Below are 14,725 nucleotides of genomic sequence, written 5' to 3' on the forward strand. Positions count from 1 at the left end.
CTTCTTCTGTCATGCTCGCGGCGAGCGGTTTCGGTCCAGCCCATATGATCCCCGTGGTCTTCGCAACCCTCGGTGAATCACAACTGGCTGAAATCGCTCAACCTAATTTCCGGTTGGGCTCTTAGGAAATCTGGGCATCGATGACGCGCACCCCGGTTCCGCTCAATGCCCTTCGCGCGTTCGAGGCGTCGGCGCGCCATCTGTCGTTCACCCGTGCCGCCGACGAACTGTGCGTTACGCAGGCGGCGGTCAGCCACCAGATCAAGGCGCTGGAGGCGCGGCTGGGCGTGACGCTGTTCCGCCGGTCCAACCGCGGGCTGCACCTGACCGACGAAGGGCTGGCGCTGGCACCGACGCTGATCGAATCGTTCGGCACGATCGACCGGCTGTTCGACCGCTTTGCGGGCGGCGGGGTGCAGGAGGTGCTGACGGTCAGCGCCGTCGGCACCTTCGCGGTCGGCGCGCTGCTCGAACGCCTGCCGGCGTTCCGCATGGCCTGCCCCGGCATCGACCTGCGGCTGTTGACCAACAACAACAAGGTCGACCTCGCCGCCGAGGGTCTCGATTACGCGATCCGCTTCGGCGACGGGGCGTGGCACGGCGTAGAGTCCGATGCGATCTGTCCCGCGCCACTGACGCCGTTATGTTCACCGATGCTTGCACGCAGGTTGCACGTGCCTGCCGACCTGCTGCGGTTGCCGCTGTTGCGCTCCTATCGCGCGCAGGACTGGCCGGCATGGTTCGCGGCGGCGGGCGTGGAGGGGGCAGCCGTGCGCGGACCGCTGTTCGATTCGTCACTGGTGATGGTGCAGGCGGCGATGCTGGGCGAAGGCGTTGCGCTGGCACCACCCGCGATGTTCGCGCGCGAGATCGATGGCGGGCGGCTGTTGCAACCGTTCCCGATCGCTGCGGGAGCCGATGGATATTGGCTCACCCGGCTGAAATCGCGCGTGCCGGGATCGGCGATGCAGGCGTTCCGCCGATGGCTGCTGGAACAGTTCGCCAAGTATCGCAGCGGGGCCGGATAGTCGTTCCGTACAGTACCGACGCGCTGATTCTATCGGCGATTCGCGACAATGCCGCGACAGGAATATGGTTTCGGCGCATTTACGTTCCGTCCTTTTATCGTTTCGGGCGTGGATTGATCGGATGCCACGAACGGTTCGTCGCCGATGAACGGTGTCCGCGTTGACAGGTTGCCGCCCCGGCCCGAAGGGACGTCGCAGAATTTCAACCGGTCCGATGACCCGCCCTTTTCAGAAGCGGGGATCGGACGGTGAGACGTGGGGGATCCCGACGGCCGCTTCTTTTTGTCCGCGTTTCTGCGGCCGATGGCGGGCACCCTTGCGCATTAGCAGTGAGTGGGAATGAACAAGCGCTGGTCCGTATTGGTGTTGTGGAGCCTGACGGCGGCAAGTGGCGTAGCTAGCGCCCATGTCGCGATGAACACGGACCCCGAACTCCCGGTTGTGCAGCAACCGGCATCAGTAGCTGCCACGCCTGCTCCCGTTACCTTCGCTGCGCCCGCTCCGGTCGTGCAGTCGATCCCGACCGAGACCGCCGACGTCGCCACCGACGAAGCGAGCGCCGAACTGGCCGATCTCGACAAGGCCGAAGTGGAATGCGTCGCCAAGGTCGTCGTCCACGAAGCCGGCAACCAGCCGCACAAGGGCCAGATGGCCGTGGCGCAGGTCATCCGCGCCCGCATGAAGAGCGGCCGCTTCGCCGACAGCGCCTGCGGCGTCGTCAAGCAGCGCGGCCAGTTCTTCAACGTCGATGCGTACAATCCGCCGCGCAACAACGGTCGCTGGAGCACTGCGGTCGACATCGCCAAGCGCACGCTCAGCGGCAAGGGCGAGGACGTCGCGCCGGGCGCGCTGTTCTTCCACTCGGCCGGTGCCTCGTTCCCGAAGCGCACCCGCGTCGCGCAGATCGCCGACCACACCTTCTACCGCTGATCGGTCCCTGCTCCGGCAGGACCTGCCACAACACCCGCGCCGAGCCCGTCTCGCGCGGGCGTTGCCGTTTGTGGCCCAGCTCCCCTTGCCTCTCCGTTCGGTTCGAGCAGCTCAGGGCTTGTCGAGAAGCGTCCGTCGAGAACGCCTTCGTGACGGACGCTTCTCGACAGGTTCAAACCGCCGCTGGAGTTTGATCCATCCCTATTGAAACGGGCGTCATCCCGGCGAAGGGCGTGATCTGCCAGTGACAGCACGCAGCAGGAGCCGATGGAGACCGCAGCCTTCGCTGGAGTTATGGATCAAACGGTTGAGCAAACGGAAGAAGCGTAAGACTGAAGGCAGGCAGACCTACTGCGCGCTACCGTCCGCGCCCGGCTGTTCGCTCCCGAACCGCGCGGCCTGCGCCTTTTCCCACCGCGTCCGAACAGCAGCGCGCGGCGTGTCGAACCCAAGCCGCGCGGTCGTCGCCGCCCATGCCGCGATCGGGGCGCGCAGCGGCTCGGTATAGGGTGACGGCGGCAGTTCATCGAACCACGCGGCGATCGCATGCGCGTTGAAAACGCCGAGAAACAGCGTCGCGACCGCGATCACCGTGGTCATCCAGCGCCATGGGGCGACGCTGTCGATCGGGTCGGCCGCCACCAGCACCGGCGACCCGACTTCGGCGATCTCGCCCTGATCCGCTCCGGTGGTCACGCGCCCCTCCCTCTTCAGAACTGGTAGTAGATGAACGGCGCGACCCCTTCGGGCCGCATCGCGTCGACGATCAGGATCAGCGCACCGAGCGACAGGCCGATGACCGGCGCGGCATGATGACGGACGCGGGCGGCGGTCGCCTGCAGGATGCCGACCGGCACCGCATGGATCGCCAGCCCCAGCACGACCAGCGCCAGCGAGAGCGGCGTGACCAGCGTGTTGCGCCAGTCCCCGGCGAACAGCTGCGCCAGATAGGCGAACGCCTCCCCCTCGCCCTGTGCGCGGAAGAATATCCAGCCCAGCACGACGATATGGAACGTCAGGACGATCCCCATCCAGCGCGGCGCACGCGGCAACCCCGCCGGGCGATGCCGTGCCCAGAACCGCTCGATCGCCAGCCAGCCGCCATGCAGCGCGCCCCAGATCACGAAGCTCCAGCTGGCACCATGCCACAACCCGCCCAGCAGCATCGTCAGGAACAGGTTGAGGTACGTCCGCACCGGCCCCTTCCGGCTGCCGCCCAGCGGAATGTAGAGATAGTCGCGCAGCCAGCTCGACAGGCTGATATGCCAGCGCCGCCAGAAATCCTGGAGCGAGGCGGCGCGGTAGGGCTGATCGAAATTGCGTGGAAAGGTGTAGCCGAGCAGCGCCGCCAGCCCGATCGCCATGTCGGAATAGGCCGAGAAGTCACAGTAGATCTGCACCGCATAGCCGTATGCGCCCAGCAGCAGGTCGAAGCTTGACCGGTTGGCCGGATCGAAGAACGCCGGATCGACCAGCGCGCCGGCCAGCTGCGACGCGATCACCGCCTTCTTGAACAGCCCCCACAGGATCAGAAGCAGCGCCGCCGCCACTACGCCCCGGTCGATCGTCGGCACGCGGCGGAACTGCGGCAGCAGGTCGGCACCGCGCACGATCGGTCCGGCGACCAGATGCGGGAAGAACGACATCAGCAGCGTCAGGTCGAGCAGGTTCGCCGCCGGTATGCGCCGGCGGTGTACGTCGACGAGGTACGAGATCGCCTGGAAGGTGAAGAACGACACGCCGACCGGCAACACCACCTGCAACAGCGGCAGGTCGCGCCCGAACCCGAGTGGGGTTAGCAGCGCGGCCAGCTGTTCGAGGAAGAAACCGGCATATTTGAAATAGCCGAGCACGACCAGATTGGCGACCACGCCGAGCGTGACGAGCAACCGCCCCCGACGATCGTCGTCGCTGCGTACGATCGCCTGCGCCAGCGCCCAGTTGACCAACGCCGATACGAACAGCAGCGCCACGAACCGCGCATCCCACGCGCCGTAGAAGAACCAGCTGGCCAGCAGCAGCGCGATCTTGCGCCATTCGTTCGACCGGCCGAGTGACCAGGTGACGCAATAGACGACGAGGAAGAACAGCCCGAAGCTGAGCGTGGGGAACAGCATCTACCGGTCCGCGGTCGGGGCGGCGGGTGTGCCTGCACGCGGCAACTGCGTCATCGCCGCGTCGAGATCGCCCTGCAACAGTCGCGCGATCTCCGCGCCGCCGCGGCTGGTGAAATGGACGTGGTCGCCGCGCATCAGTGGGGTCGATCCCTGCGTCCAGCCATCGGCGACGCAGCGGCCGCCCATCCGCTGTGCCCAGTCCCAATAGGCGATGTTGAACGCCCGGGCCTGTCGCCGCTGGATCGCCTGCACCGACGCCAGTGCCGCGGTCGGACGCCATTCGGCCGATCCGGAGCACGCCATGCTGGTGCCGCTCTCGCCGCTTTGCAGGCCCGGCTGCTTCGTCCCGCTATCGGGCGCGCCGACCAGCAGCATCGGCACGCCCGGCGCCAGCCGCCTGAGCCGGGTCAGGTCGGATCGCAGCGTCGCTTCGTACGCGCTGGCCGAAAAGCCGGGGCGGAACGCCTCGTTGGTGCCGAACGCCACGACGATCAGGTCGGGGCGATAGGCGGCGAGCTCGGTCGCGACCACGCGGTCGTCGGTCCGGGCGAAATGCATGAACTGCGCACCGACGGTGCCGAGGTTCGACAGGATCACCCCGCCGCCCATCCGCCGTTCGGTGCTCCACGACGTGATCGTCACCGGCCCTCCGACGACGGTCGCCGATGCGATCGTCGCTTCCTCGCCATTGCCGTCCATCGTGCGGCACCGGCTGCCCGGCTCCGCCCCGGCCAGCGACCATTCGACGACCGCCGCGCCGAGGCTGAGTTGCAGCGTGCCCTGCCCCGGTCCGCTCAGCGCGCAGACGGTCAGCCGATCGAAATTCCGGCCGTTGTCGGCACTGAGGGTCACCGTCGCACCCGACTGCGCACTGGTCAGGCTGTAGCCGCTCAACCCCAGCCGGACGTTGCTGGCGGAGTTATAGGCCGCGCCGAAAATGCCGTTGACGGACCAGCCCATCGACTGGCCGGCGGTAATGTCACGTGTCAGGTAACCGGCATAGGGGCGTCCGGGGGGCAGCGCGCCGCGCCCGGCACGGCCGTAGCGTGCCTGCAACGCCGCGCGCCAGCTGCCGGTGATCTGGTCGCCCGCGGTGTGGCTGTCGCCGATCTGGAGGATGCGGACCGGTTCGGGGGCGCTGCGCGCGCTCGACAGCTTCTCGAGGAACGGGCGCAGCCGTTCGGCATCGCACAGCCCGCCGATACAGGGCTGCCCGGCCGCCGCCTGGGCCAGGGCGATGGCGAACAGCGCCGACATCAGCGCGCCTCCGCGGTCGGCGTCGGGACCGGTGCAGGCCGCCCGGATTCGCGCCGCGCGCGGTCGGCATAGCGGCGCAGGTCGGCGGCGACGCGGCTGGTCAGCCGCTGGTATCCCACGCCGATCATGTGCAGCCCGTCACCGGTGCGCATCAGCATCGGCTTGCCGGTCTTCAGGTCGGGGAGATAGGCGTTGTACTTGCCTTCCGCATCCAGCGTCAGCGGACGGGAATCGAGGAACGGCACGCCCAGCTGGCGCATATGCTGTTGGTAGAATGCGTCCATCGCCTGCATGTCGGCATCCAGCCCGGGATCGCGCATCACCGGCAGACCGACCCAGTAGACGACGGCACCGGTCGCGCGCAGCGCCTGCACATAGCTGTCGATGCGGTCGCCGATCACCTGCTTCCACCCGTCGCTCATCAGCGGGTGGAGATGGCCGTCGGCGAACACCGCCTGCGCATCGTTGGCGCCGAAGCTGATGACCACCGCATCGACCGGCTGCGCGGCCAACTGTTCGCGCGCCCGCTTTTCGAGGTCGAGCACGCGGTAGCGGGTGAAGCCGGTCGCTTCCTTGGCGAACTTCAGCACCTCGAACCCGTCGTCCCTGGGCAACTGGCGATAGAGCGCATCCCAGATGCCGTTGCCAAAGCTGTCGCCGAAAACACCGACCCGCAGGATGCCGTCGCGCCGGACGCGGGCGAGCACCTGTGAATCGATCGGGCCGTCGACGGTGCGTGCGGCGACCGCCGGTGGCGCCCCGGGAACGTCGGTACCGGTCGACGATGCGCCGGGCGCCACCGGCGGCACGGGCGAGGTCACCGGCGCCGGCCCCGTCGCATCGGGGAGCGCGACTCGGCCGTCGCCGACGAACGACAGGCCGACGACGAAACCGGCGATCAGCCCGAGGACCAGGACCGCCATCCGGTCCCCCAGCCACAGCAGCCTGGATTCCGTCGCTCTATTGGCAGCCGTCACGTGTCGATACCCGTTCACATCTGGACCGACCCGCCCCACAGCGGGTCTGCCGTGCGGGTAGCTGTTCGCACGATGCTCGGCAAGATGGCCGCCGCCGCCATACGCCGCACCGCGCCGCCGGTGTGACGGGTCGCACGACCGATGCCCGGAGCAATCCGAAAACCCGCAACAATATGCGGGGTTTGCAGCCGGTAACATGTTGTCGATGCTGTATTTTATGGGAGGAACATAAGGCAGCGCCGCAACCCGGCGGTCAGCATGTCGGCGCTATCATCGCAGCAGGAGGACGGACGCATGGTCGACGAGGACATTCGCCGAAAGGCGATCACGGTGCAGGTTCGCCCGGCAGGGCATGATCGGCACGCCAGGGTCGGCAAGGCGGCTACCCCGCTGCGAACGTTGCGGAAATTCCGCAACCCGGCAGTTGCCGCGCGGGTCCGGGACCGGCGCGGGACCGCCGTCATCGAACTGGCGCTGACGCTGCCGATTCTTGCGATCTTCCTGTTCGGGATCGTCAGCGGCGGCAGCTGGCTGGCCATGTCGCATGTCCTGCAGGAAAGCGCGAACGAGGGCGCGCGTGCCGCACTGGCCGGGATCACCGCGCCCGAGCGGGCCGCGCTGGCCAGCAGCGCCGCGCGGACGACGCTGGCGCGCAGCTATAGCATCAGCGAAAGCGACGTCGCGCTGCGGATCGATGACGACGGCCGCAAGCTGACGGTCAACGTGACCTATGACGGGTCGGCGAACCCGCTGCTCAAGCTGCCGATCATGCCCGCTGCGACGACGACGATCCGGCGTCAGGCCAGTGTCGTGCTGCAGGGGTTCTGAGCCATGGTCCACGCAGCGATCCGCAGGCTGATCCGGCGGCGCGACGGCAATGTCGCGATGATCGTCGCCGGGGGGCTGGCGATGATGACCGGCACCGCGGTGCTGGGCGTCGACACCGCGACGCTCTACCTGGAAAAACGGCGATTGCAGGGTGCGGCCGATGCGGCGGCGCTCGCCGCGGCGGCCGATCTGGACAACGCCACCGTACGTGCGCAGGCAGCGGTGTCGCTGTCGGCGGACAATGGCACCCGGCTGGTCACGATGACGCCCGGGCGGTTCGTCCGTGACCCGAACCTGTCCGCCGATGCGCGCTTCACCGCCAATGCCGGCCCGGGCAACGCCGCGCGGGTCGCGCTGGAAAGCAGGATCAAGCCGATCTTCGCGCAGGTGTTCGGGCGACAGGAAGTGACGCTGAACGCAAAGGCCACCGCCGCGCGCATCGACCTGGCGGGTTTTTCGATCGGGACGCGGCTGGCATCGGTGCAGGGCGGGTTGCCCGGCGCCCTGCTGTCGCAGCTGGCGGGCAGCGAATTGTCGTTGTCGGTGATGGACTATAACGCGCTCGCGTCGGGACAGGTCGACCTGCTCAAGACGTCCGAACTGCTGCGGACCGGCGCCGGCGTGCAGGCGGCGACGTTCGAGGAAGTGCTGGCAAGCGACATCGCCCTGCCCCGCCTCGTCACCGCGATGGCGGGATCGACCGGCAACAGCGCCACCGCACAGGTGCTGCGCACGCTCGCCACCCGCCTGCCCAATCGCACCGTGCGGCTAAACTCGATCATCGACCTGGGTTCGCTGGGCAGCCGCAGCGTCGCCGATCCGACCCGGCCGGTGCAGGCCGATGCCTATGCGATCCTGCGCGAAGCGTTGCAGATCGGGAACGGCACGCGGCAGGTACAGAGCGATATCGACCTCGGCATACCGGGCATCGGCCATACCCGGCTGTGGCTCCAGATCGGCGAACGGCCGGCGCACAGCCCGTGGCTGTCGATCGGCGAGGCGGGGCAGGCCGTCGTGCGCAGCGCGCAGACGCGGTTGTGGATAGATATCGCGCTGGTCAACGCACCCCTGAACCTCGGGTCGGTGCGCGTGCCGATCTATGTCGAGCTGGCCGAGGCGGAGGCACGGCTGACGGGGATCGCGTGCCGCGGCGGGCCGGCCAACGCCACGGTGGCGCTCGACGTCACCCCGTCGATCGGGCGCGCGGCGATCGCGGATCTCGACCCCGCGATGCTCGGCAATTTCCAGCAGGCGATGCCGCTGCGCCCGGCCAAAATGGTGACGCTGCCGCTGGTGTCGCTGACTGGCTATGCCAACGTCCTGCTGGGCGGGACGAGCGCGCAACGCGTCAGCTTTTCGGCGGCGGACATCAACGCCAATGTCGTCAAATCGGTCGTGACCAACGACATCGCCGCCGCCCTCGCCAGCAGCGTGTTGCGCAACATCGACATTCGCGCCAACGTCCTCGGTCTCGGCCTTTCTGCCGGGCTGCTGACCTCGACGCTCGGCAACACGCTGAGCGCGGCGGCACCCGCGCTCGACCTGATCGTCAATCAGGTGACGGCGCTGGCCGGGGTGCATCTGGGCCAGGCGGACGTCCGCGTCGATGGCGTGCGATGCGGGACGCCGGTGCTGGTGGCGTGACGTGCTATTTCCGTGTCAGCAGGACGATGGCACCTTCGTTACCATAGACGCTGCGCAGCTCGGCGATGGTGACGCGCACCTCGACCGCCGCGCCGTCGTTCGACAGGAGCGCGCTGTCGATCGTCCGCGCGCCGCCGCCGCTCGACACCTGGTCGAGCGTTTCGCGGAAGCGGACGCGGTGTGCCACCGGTACCAGATCGGCCATCGCGACATGGTGCAACCGGTCCTCCGACAGGCGGACCATGTCGCAGAAGGTCGGTTCGACCCGGTCGATATGTCCGCGGGTGCTGAGACAGACATAGCCGACCCCGTCGTGCAGCCCGATCGCCTCGCGCAGCGATTCGCGCGCATCGGCCAGCCGGTGCCGCTTCATGTCGTCGGTGATGTCGTGGAACAGGATCGTCACATAGCGCGCGAACGGATGGATATCGACCCGCACCCAAGTGTCCGGCCGGAACAGCGACGGAATTTCCGCCGAATACGGCTCCTTGCTCGCCACCGAGCGCTGGACATAGGTTTCGATCAGCGAGCCGTGCAGCGTCGGTACCGCGGTGAAGATGTGATTACCGAGCAGATCGTGGTCGCCGCGTTCGAGCTGGGCATGGGCCACCCGGTTGGCGGCGAGGACCTTCAGGTCGTAGTCGATGAGCAGGACGCCGGTGGTGAGGCAGTCGGCAAGGTCGTGCAAGCTGGGTGCCAGCGCAACGTCGCTGCGCCGGTTGCTGCCCGAACCGTGAAGGTCGGTATAGTGGCGGACGGTCGTCAGGACATGGGTGGCGCGGCCATGATGGGTAACGAAGATCGCCTGATCGTCCTGCATCTGGCGCAACTGGCCGAACCTTCGCGCGAAATCGGCCGACGATACGGTAGGATGCTGCGTGTCGTTCCGCCCCGTCGAATCGACGTCGTGGCTACCCATGGCTTCACTCCCCGTTGTTGCGTGTTGCTTTCGCTATCCTTCTCTGCCGGCAGAAAACCGGCGGCCTCCTTCTGATGGATGACAACACGCACAATATTGGTACGGTTTCGTACGGTTCAACAAGAATATAGTAAAATCAGCAAGTTATAATCTTGACGTTATACAAGAGTCGCCGAACCGGAGGCAGGAGTGCACGAAATGCGGACAGGGTCGCTCGGGCTTGCGGCGATATTGGCGGCGGCGGCGGTGCCAGTCGCCGCCGAACCATGGGTCGCGGGATGGGCGACCGCGCCGGTCCGTTCGACCGCGGAACAGCGGCTGGACGAGAAGCAGTTCCGCAACGCGACGCTGCGGCAGGTGGTACGGGTGACCATCGGCGGACGGGCGATCCGCGTGCGCTTCTCCAACCGCTTCGGGACGACGCCGCTGCGGATCGCCGGCGCGCATGTCGCCCTGGCGGTTGGGCCGGCCGGTGCGCGGACCCGGGCGGGTAGCGACCTGACGCTGCGCTTTGCCGGTGCCACCGAGGTCGAGGTGCCGCCGGGCGCCGACTTCTGGTCCGATCCGGTGCCGCTGGCGGTCCGGGCGCTGGACGACGTGGCGATCAGCACCCGCTTCGCCGTCCTGCCGCAACAGCAGACCGGCCATGTCGGCGCGCGGACGCGCAGCTGGATCGCGCCGGGCGACCGGCTGGGCGATGCGGGATTCGCGGGGGCGGCGCCGGTCGAACGCTGGTTCCAGATCGCGGGGGTCGAGGTCGATGGAGCGCCACGGGCGCGGGCGATCGTGGCGCTGGGGGACTCGATCACCGATGGGTACGGCGTGAAGGACGGGTCGCATCTGCGCTGGACCGACGGGTTGGCGCGGCGACTGTTGCGACATGCCGCCACGCGCGACGTGGCGGTGCTGAACCAGGGGATCGGCGGCAACTGCCTGCTGGTCGAATGCAACGGCACGAACGCACTGGCGCGGTTCGACAGCGACGTGGCGAGCCAGCCGGGCGCCCGCTACCTGATCGTGCTGGCGGGGATCAACGATCTGGGCGGGTTCGCCCGGGAGCAGGCGGTGACGGACGCGGAACAGCGCGCCCATGTCGCCCGGATGATCGCCGGCTATGCACAGATCGTCGCGCGGGCGCGGGCGTTGGGGATGAAGGCGATCGGCGGCACGGTGATGCCGTTCGTCGGCAACGACTATTATCATCCCGATGCCGCGGCCGAGGCAGCGCGGCAGGCAGTGAACGCATGGATCCGCATGCCCGGCCATTTCGATGCGATCGTCGATTTCGACCGGGTGGTCCGCGACCCGGCGCGGCCCGACCGGTTGCTGCCGGCCTATGACTCGGGCGACCATCTCCATCCGTCGATGGCGGGGTATCGGGCGATGGCGGAGGCCGTGCCGCTGCGGCTGTTCGCACGCTAGCGACTTGGCGCGGGGGGCCGGCGCACCCATGTGGCGGCTTCACGCCGATGGAGCCTTCCCATGATCGATCTGCACTACTGGCCGACGCCCAATGGCCACAAGATCACGCTGTTCCTCGAAGAGGCCGGACTACCTTACACCATCCACCCGGTGAACATCGGCAAGGGCGACCAGTTCCGCCCCGAATTCCTTGCAATCGCGCCGAACAACCGGATGCCGGCGATCGTCGATCACGAGCCGGCGGGCGGCGGCGCGCCGCTGTCGATCTTCGAATCGGGCGCGATCCTGCTGTACCTGGCGGAGAAGACCGGACGTTTCTTGCCGGCCGACCTGCCCGGCCGGTACGAGGCGATCCAGTGGCTGATGTGGCAGATGGGCGGCCTCGGCCCGATGGCGGGGCAGAACCATCATTTCAACATGTTCGCGCCGGAGAAGATTCCGTACGCGCAGGACCGCTATATCCGGGAAACGGCGCGGCTGTACGGCGTGCTCGACAAGCGGCTGGCCGACCGGGCGTTCGTCGCCGGCGACTATTCGATCGCCGACATGGCGGCCTATCCGTGGATCGTGCCGCACGAGGCGCAGGGACAATCGCTGGCGGACTTCCCGCACCTGAAGCGCTGGTTCGACGCGATTGCGGCGCGCCCGGCGACGGTCGCCGCCTATGCCAGGGGCAAGGCGGTCAGCGACGCAGCCAGCGGGTGACCGGCGAGCAGCGCGGCGTACCGTTCGGGATGCCGGCCGGCGACCGGCCTGCGACAAATCGCGACAAAGACGGCGGCGGCGCGACAAAGGCTGGCGACATTTGACGGCGACAAGGGGCGCATTCTCCACCGGGGGTGCGCCCCCACGTCCGAAAGGTTCGTCCATGCGTTCGCCGATCGCCGCCGCCGCCCTCGCCGGCATCGCCCTGCCCGGCGTCGTTTCCGCCCAGACCCCGCCGCCGGCACCCAGACCGATGGCCGATGGCGTGCTGACCCGCGAAGAGACGCTGGCCCGCGCCGACAAGCGCTTCGACGCGCTCGATACCGACCGCGACGGCAAGATCAGCGCTGCCGAGCGGGCGGCGATGCCGCAGCGCCCGCGCGGGAGCGCCGACGGTGCGACGCCGATGCCCGGTCGCCGGATGGGCGATCGGATGCTGGAACGCGCCGATGCCGACAGGGACGGCGTCATCACGCGCGACGAGTTCCGCGCGGTGGCGGCACGCGCGTTCGACCGCCAGGACGCGAACCGCGACGGCCGCGTCGACGCTGCCGAGCGCAAGGAGTGGCGCGACCAGCGCATGGCGCGGCGCGGCGGCGAACCGGCCGAGTGATCCTGGCGACCGGACGGCGGGCGCGCCCGCAAGCGCCGTCCGGCATTTCCCTTATCCCAACGAGCCGCGTAGCATGACCGACATGGCCGATATCCCCCATTTGCTGCTGGTCGACGACGAACGCTCGATCCGCGAACCGCTTGCCCAGTATCTCACCCGGCAGGGGTTCCGCGTGACGCAGGCCGGCGATGCGGAGGGCGCGCGGGCGCGGCTCAACGCCTATGCGATCGACCTCGCCATCCTCGACATCATGATGCCGGGCGAGGACGGGTTGTCGCTGTGCCGCCATATCCGCGAGACGAGCGAGACGCCGGTCATCCTGCTGACCGCGCGGACCGAGGAGACCGACCGCATCGTCGGGCTGGAGATGGGCGCCGACGATTATGTCGTGAAGCCGTTTTCCCCGCGCGAACTGGCGGCGCGGGTAAAGGTGGTGCTGCGGCGGACCGCGGGCGGCGCGGTGCGGCAGCATGCGCCCGAAGCCGGATCGTTCGCCTTTTCCGGATGGGTGCTCAAGACCGGCGAACGCGCGCTGGTCGACCGCGAGGGCGTGTCGGTGCCGCTGTCGACCGGCGAATACAACCTGCTCCACGCGCTGGTGACGCGGCCGCGGCAGGTCCTGACCCGCGACCAGTTGCTCGACCTGACGCAGGGGCGGGAGGCGGCGGCGTTCGACCGGGCGATCGACAACCAGGTCAGCCGGCTGCGCAAGAAGATCGAGACCGACGTGCGCAATCCGGAAATCATCAAGACGGTGTGGGGCGGCGGCTATACGCTGGCGACGGAAGTCACCCGCCTGTGAAGCGGCTGTGGCCGACCAGCCTGCCCGGACAGATCGCGCTGCTGGTGGCGGTGGCGCTGTTCGCCGCGCAGGCGCTGAACTTCGGCCTGTTGCTGCGCGAGCGCCGCGCGTTCCGCTTCGCCGAGATCACCCTGCCCGCCGTCACCCGCCTGATCGACGCTGCCGAACGCCGCATCGCGCCGCGGGCCGGACAGCCGGCGGCGACCCCCCGCGACCGGATGCGCGGCGTGCGGCTGGTGACCGACCGCGTACCGACCATGCGCGGCGACCCCGAGACCGACGTCGAGAGCGCGATCCGCTCGGGCTTCACCGATGCGGGTATCCCGGTCGGGCGGATCGCGGCACATATCCGGCCGATCGACGAGGCGGAGATCCGCGCGCGCGGGGTCGGCGAGCGGCGGGCGGAACGGCTGCGGCGGATGGGCGCGGTGCTCGACAGCGCGGTCGAACTGCCCGGGCGCGGCTGGCTGGTGTCGCATACCCCGTGGCCGATGGCCGAGCGCGGGCTGTTGTGGCAGTCGCTGGCGCAGACCTTCATCCTTTATGTCATCGTGCTGTTGCCGGTGCTGTGGATCGGGCGGCGCATCGCCAAGCCGCTGCGGCGGCTGGCAGGCGCGGCGCGCGCGTTCCACCCGGCGCGACCGCTGCCCGCGATCGAGCCGCAGGGGCCACAGGACGTTCGGCTGCTGATCTCCGCCTTTACCGACCTCGGGCAGCGGGTGAACGCGATGGTCGACGAGAAGGACCGGATGCTGGGGGCGATCGGCCACGACCTGCGCACGCCGCTGGCGGCGCTGCGCGTCCGGATCGAATCGGTCGAGGACGATACCGACCGCGCGCGGATGGCCGAGACGATCGACGAGATGAACGCGACGCTGGACGACATATTGTCACTGGCGCGGCTGGGACGGCCGAGCGAGGCGGCGACCGACGTCGACGTGGCCGCACTGGTCGATGCGGTGGTCGAGGATTTCCGCGACCTGGGCCATGACGTGGATTTCGTCGAGGCGGCGCGCGTGCCGCTGCACCTGCGCCAGAACCTGATGCGCCGCGCGGTGCGCAACCTGATCGAGAATGCGATCAAATATGGCGGCGGCAGCGCCGAGGTGCGGATCGAGACGGGACCGCAGGCGGTGGCGATCACCGTCGCCGATCGCGGCCCCGGCATCCCGCCCGACCGGATGGAGGTGGTGTTCGATCCGTTCACCCGGCTGGAGACGTCGCGCAACCGGGATACCGGCGGCATCGGGCTGGGCCTCGCGCTGGCGCGGGCGATCGTGCGCGATGCCGGGGGCGAAATCCTGCTGGCGAACCGCGACGGCGGCGGGTTGAACGCGACGATCCGGTTGTTGCGGTGAGGGCCTTGCACTGGACGTCATCCCGGCGAAGGCCGGGATTTCCCGGTTGTTGTACGGGACAAGAGCCGCTGGAGACCCCAGCCTTCGCTGGGGTGACGTCTGGGTCGCTGGAGTGACGAAGGAAG

General features: G+C 68.6%; 14 protein-coding genes. 9 read left to right on the plus strand and 5 right to left on the minus strand.

Annotated elements, in window-relative coordinates:
• Positions 1-140 precede the first annotated feature (140 nt).
• Together QLH51_RS17080 and QLH51_RS17085 are read left to right on the plus strand one after the other, a co-directional pair.
• Complete coding sequence (locus tag QLH51_RS17080; RefSeq protein ID WP_125661648.1) at positions 141-1,028, plus strand: LysR family transcriptional regulator; 888 nt, start codon at positions 141-143, stop codon at positions 1,026-1,028.
• A gap of 414 nt (positions 1,029-1,442) precedes the next feature.
• The gene (locus QLH51_RS17085; protein ID WP_283514646.1) at positions 1,443-1,958 is read left to right on the plus strand and encodes a cell wall hydrolase; all 516 of its coding nucleotides are present in this window, start codon (positions 1,443-1,445) and stop codon (positions 1,956-1,958) included.
• A gap of 348 nt (positions 1,959-2,306) precedes the next feature.
• On the opposite strand, the gene QLH51_RS17090 is transcribed toward QLH51_RS17085, so the two are convergent.
• The 4 genes from QLH51_RS17090 to QLH51_RS17105 are packed head-to-tail and all read right to left on the minus strand — an operon-like array spanning position 2,307 to position 6,255.
• Positions 2,307-2,654 (minus strand): hypothetical protein, encoded by a 348-nt coding sequence (locus QLH51_RS17090; protein WP_125661643.1) that lies wholly within the window; start codon positions 2,652-2,654, stop codon positions 2,307-2,309.
• 14 nt (positions 2,655-2,668) lie between these two features.
• On the minus strand, positions 2,669-4,075 hold the full coding sequence (locus QLH51_RS17095) for an MBOAT family O-acyltransferase (protein WP_125661640.1): 1,407 nt from the start codon (positions 4,073-4,075) through the stop codon (positions 2,669-2,671).
• A complete protein-coding gene (locus QLH51_RS17100) occupies positions 4,076-5,332 on the minus strand; it encodes a GDSL-type esterase/lipase family protein (RefSeq protein WP_206429260.1) in 1,257 nt (418 codons plus the stop codon).
• Positions 5,332-6,255 carry an SGNH/GDSL hydrolase family protein gene (locus tag QLH51_RS17105; RefSeq protein ID WP_206429259.1) on the minus strand — a complete coding sequence of 308 codons (924 nt, stop codon included), beginning with the start codon at positions 6,253-6,255 and terminating at the stop codon, positions 5,332-5,334. The genes QLH51_RS17100 and QLH51_RS17105 overlap by 1 nt, the downstream gene beginning before the upstream one ends.
• 312 nt (positions 6,256-6,567) lie before the next feature.
• On the opposite strand from QLH51_RS17105, the gene QLH51_RS17110 reads away from it, so the two are divergent.
• Both QLH51_RS17110 and QLH51_RS17115 read left to right on the plus strand, forming a co-directional pair.
• Entirely contained in the window at positions 6,568-7,137 is a 570-nt protein-coding gene (locus tag QLH51_RS17110; RefSeq protein WP_125661634.1) for a TadE/TadG family type IV pilus assembly protein, read from the plus strand.
• A 3-nt stretch (positions 7,138-7,140) separates the two neighbouring features.
• Positions 7,141-8,781 (plus strand): pilus assembly protein TadG-related protein, encoded by a 1,641-nt coding sequence (locus QLH51_RS17115; RefSeq protein ID WP_125661631.1) that lies wholly within the window; start codon positions 7,141-7,143, stop codon positions 8,779-8,781.
• Between the two features lie 4 nt (positions 8,782-8,785).
• Here the strand turns inward: QLH51_RS17115 and QLH51_RS17120 are convergent, their stop codons facing one another.
• Positions 8,786-9,700, minus strand: a complete 915-nt coding sequence (locus QLH51_RS17120) for a PAS domain-containing protein (protein WP_125661628.1) — start codon at positions 9,698-9,700, stop codon at positions 8,786-8,788.
• Positions 9,701-9,898: 198 nt separating this feature from the next.
• On the opposite strand from QLH51_RS17120, the gene QLH51_RS17125 reads away from it, so the two are divergent.
• From QLH51_RS17125 to QLH51_RS17145, 5 genes are all read left to right on the plus strand, one after another.
• On the plus strand, positions 9,899-11,122 hold the full coding sequence (locus QLH51_RS17125; protein WP_125661625.1) for an SGNH/GDSL hydrolase family protein: 1,224 nt from the start codon (positions 9,899-9,901) through the stop codon (positions 11,120-11,122).
• Positions 11,123-11,182: 60 nt separating this feature from the next.
• Entirely contained in the window at positions 11,183-11,827 is a 645-nt protein-coding gene (locus QLH51_RS17130) for a glutathione binding-like protein (RefSeq protein WP_125661622.1), read from the plus strand.
• Between the two features lie 163 nt (positions 11,828-11,990).
• Complete coding sequence (locus tag QLH51_RS17135) at positions 11,991-12,440, plus strand: EF-hand domain-containing protein (RefSeq protein ID WP_125661619.1); 450 nt, start codon at positions 11,991-11,993, stop codon at positions 12,438-12,440.
• Positions 12,441-12,522: 82 nt separating this feature from the next.
• Entirely contained in the window at positions 12,523-13,242 is a 720-nt protein-coding gene (locus tag QLH51_RS17140; protein WP_125661660.1) for a response regulator, read from the plus strand.
• Positions 13,239-14,600, plus strand: coding sequence for a sensor histidine kinase (locus QLH51_RS17145; RefSeq protein ID WP_125661616.1), 1,362 nt, complete (start codon positions 13,239-13,241; stop codon positions 14,598-14,600). The genes QLH51_RS17140 and QLH51_RS17145 overlap by 4 nt, the downstream gene beginning before the upstream one ends.
• Positions 14,601-14,725: the final 125 nt, after the last annotated feature.

Source organism: Sphingomonas sp. 2R-10, from assembly GCF_030062225.1.
Classification (GTDB): Bacteria; Pseudomonadota; Alphaproteobacteria; order Sphingomonadales; family Sphingomonadaceae; genus Sphingomonas.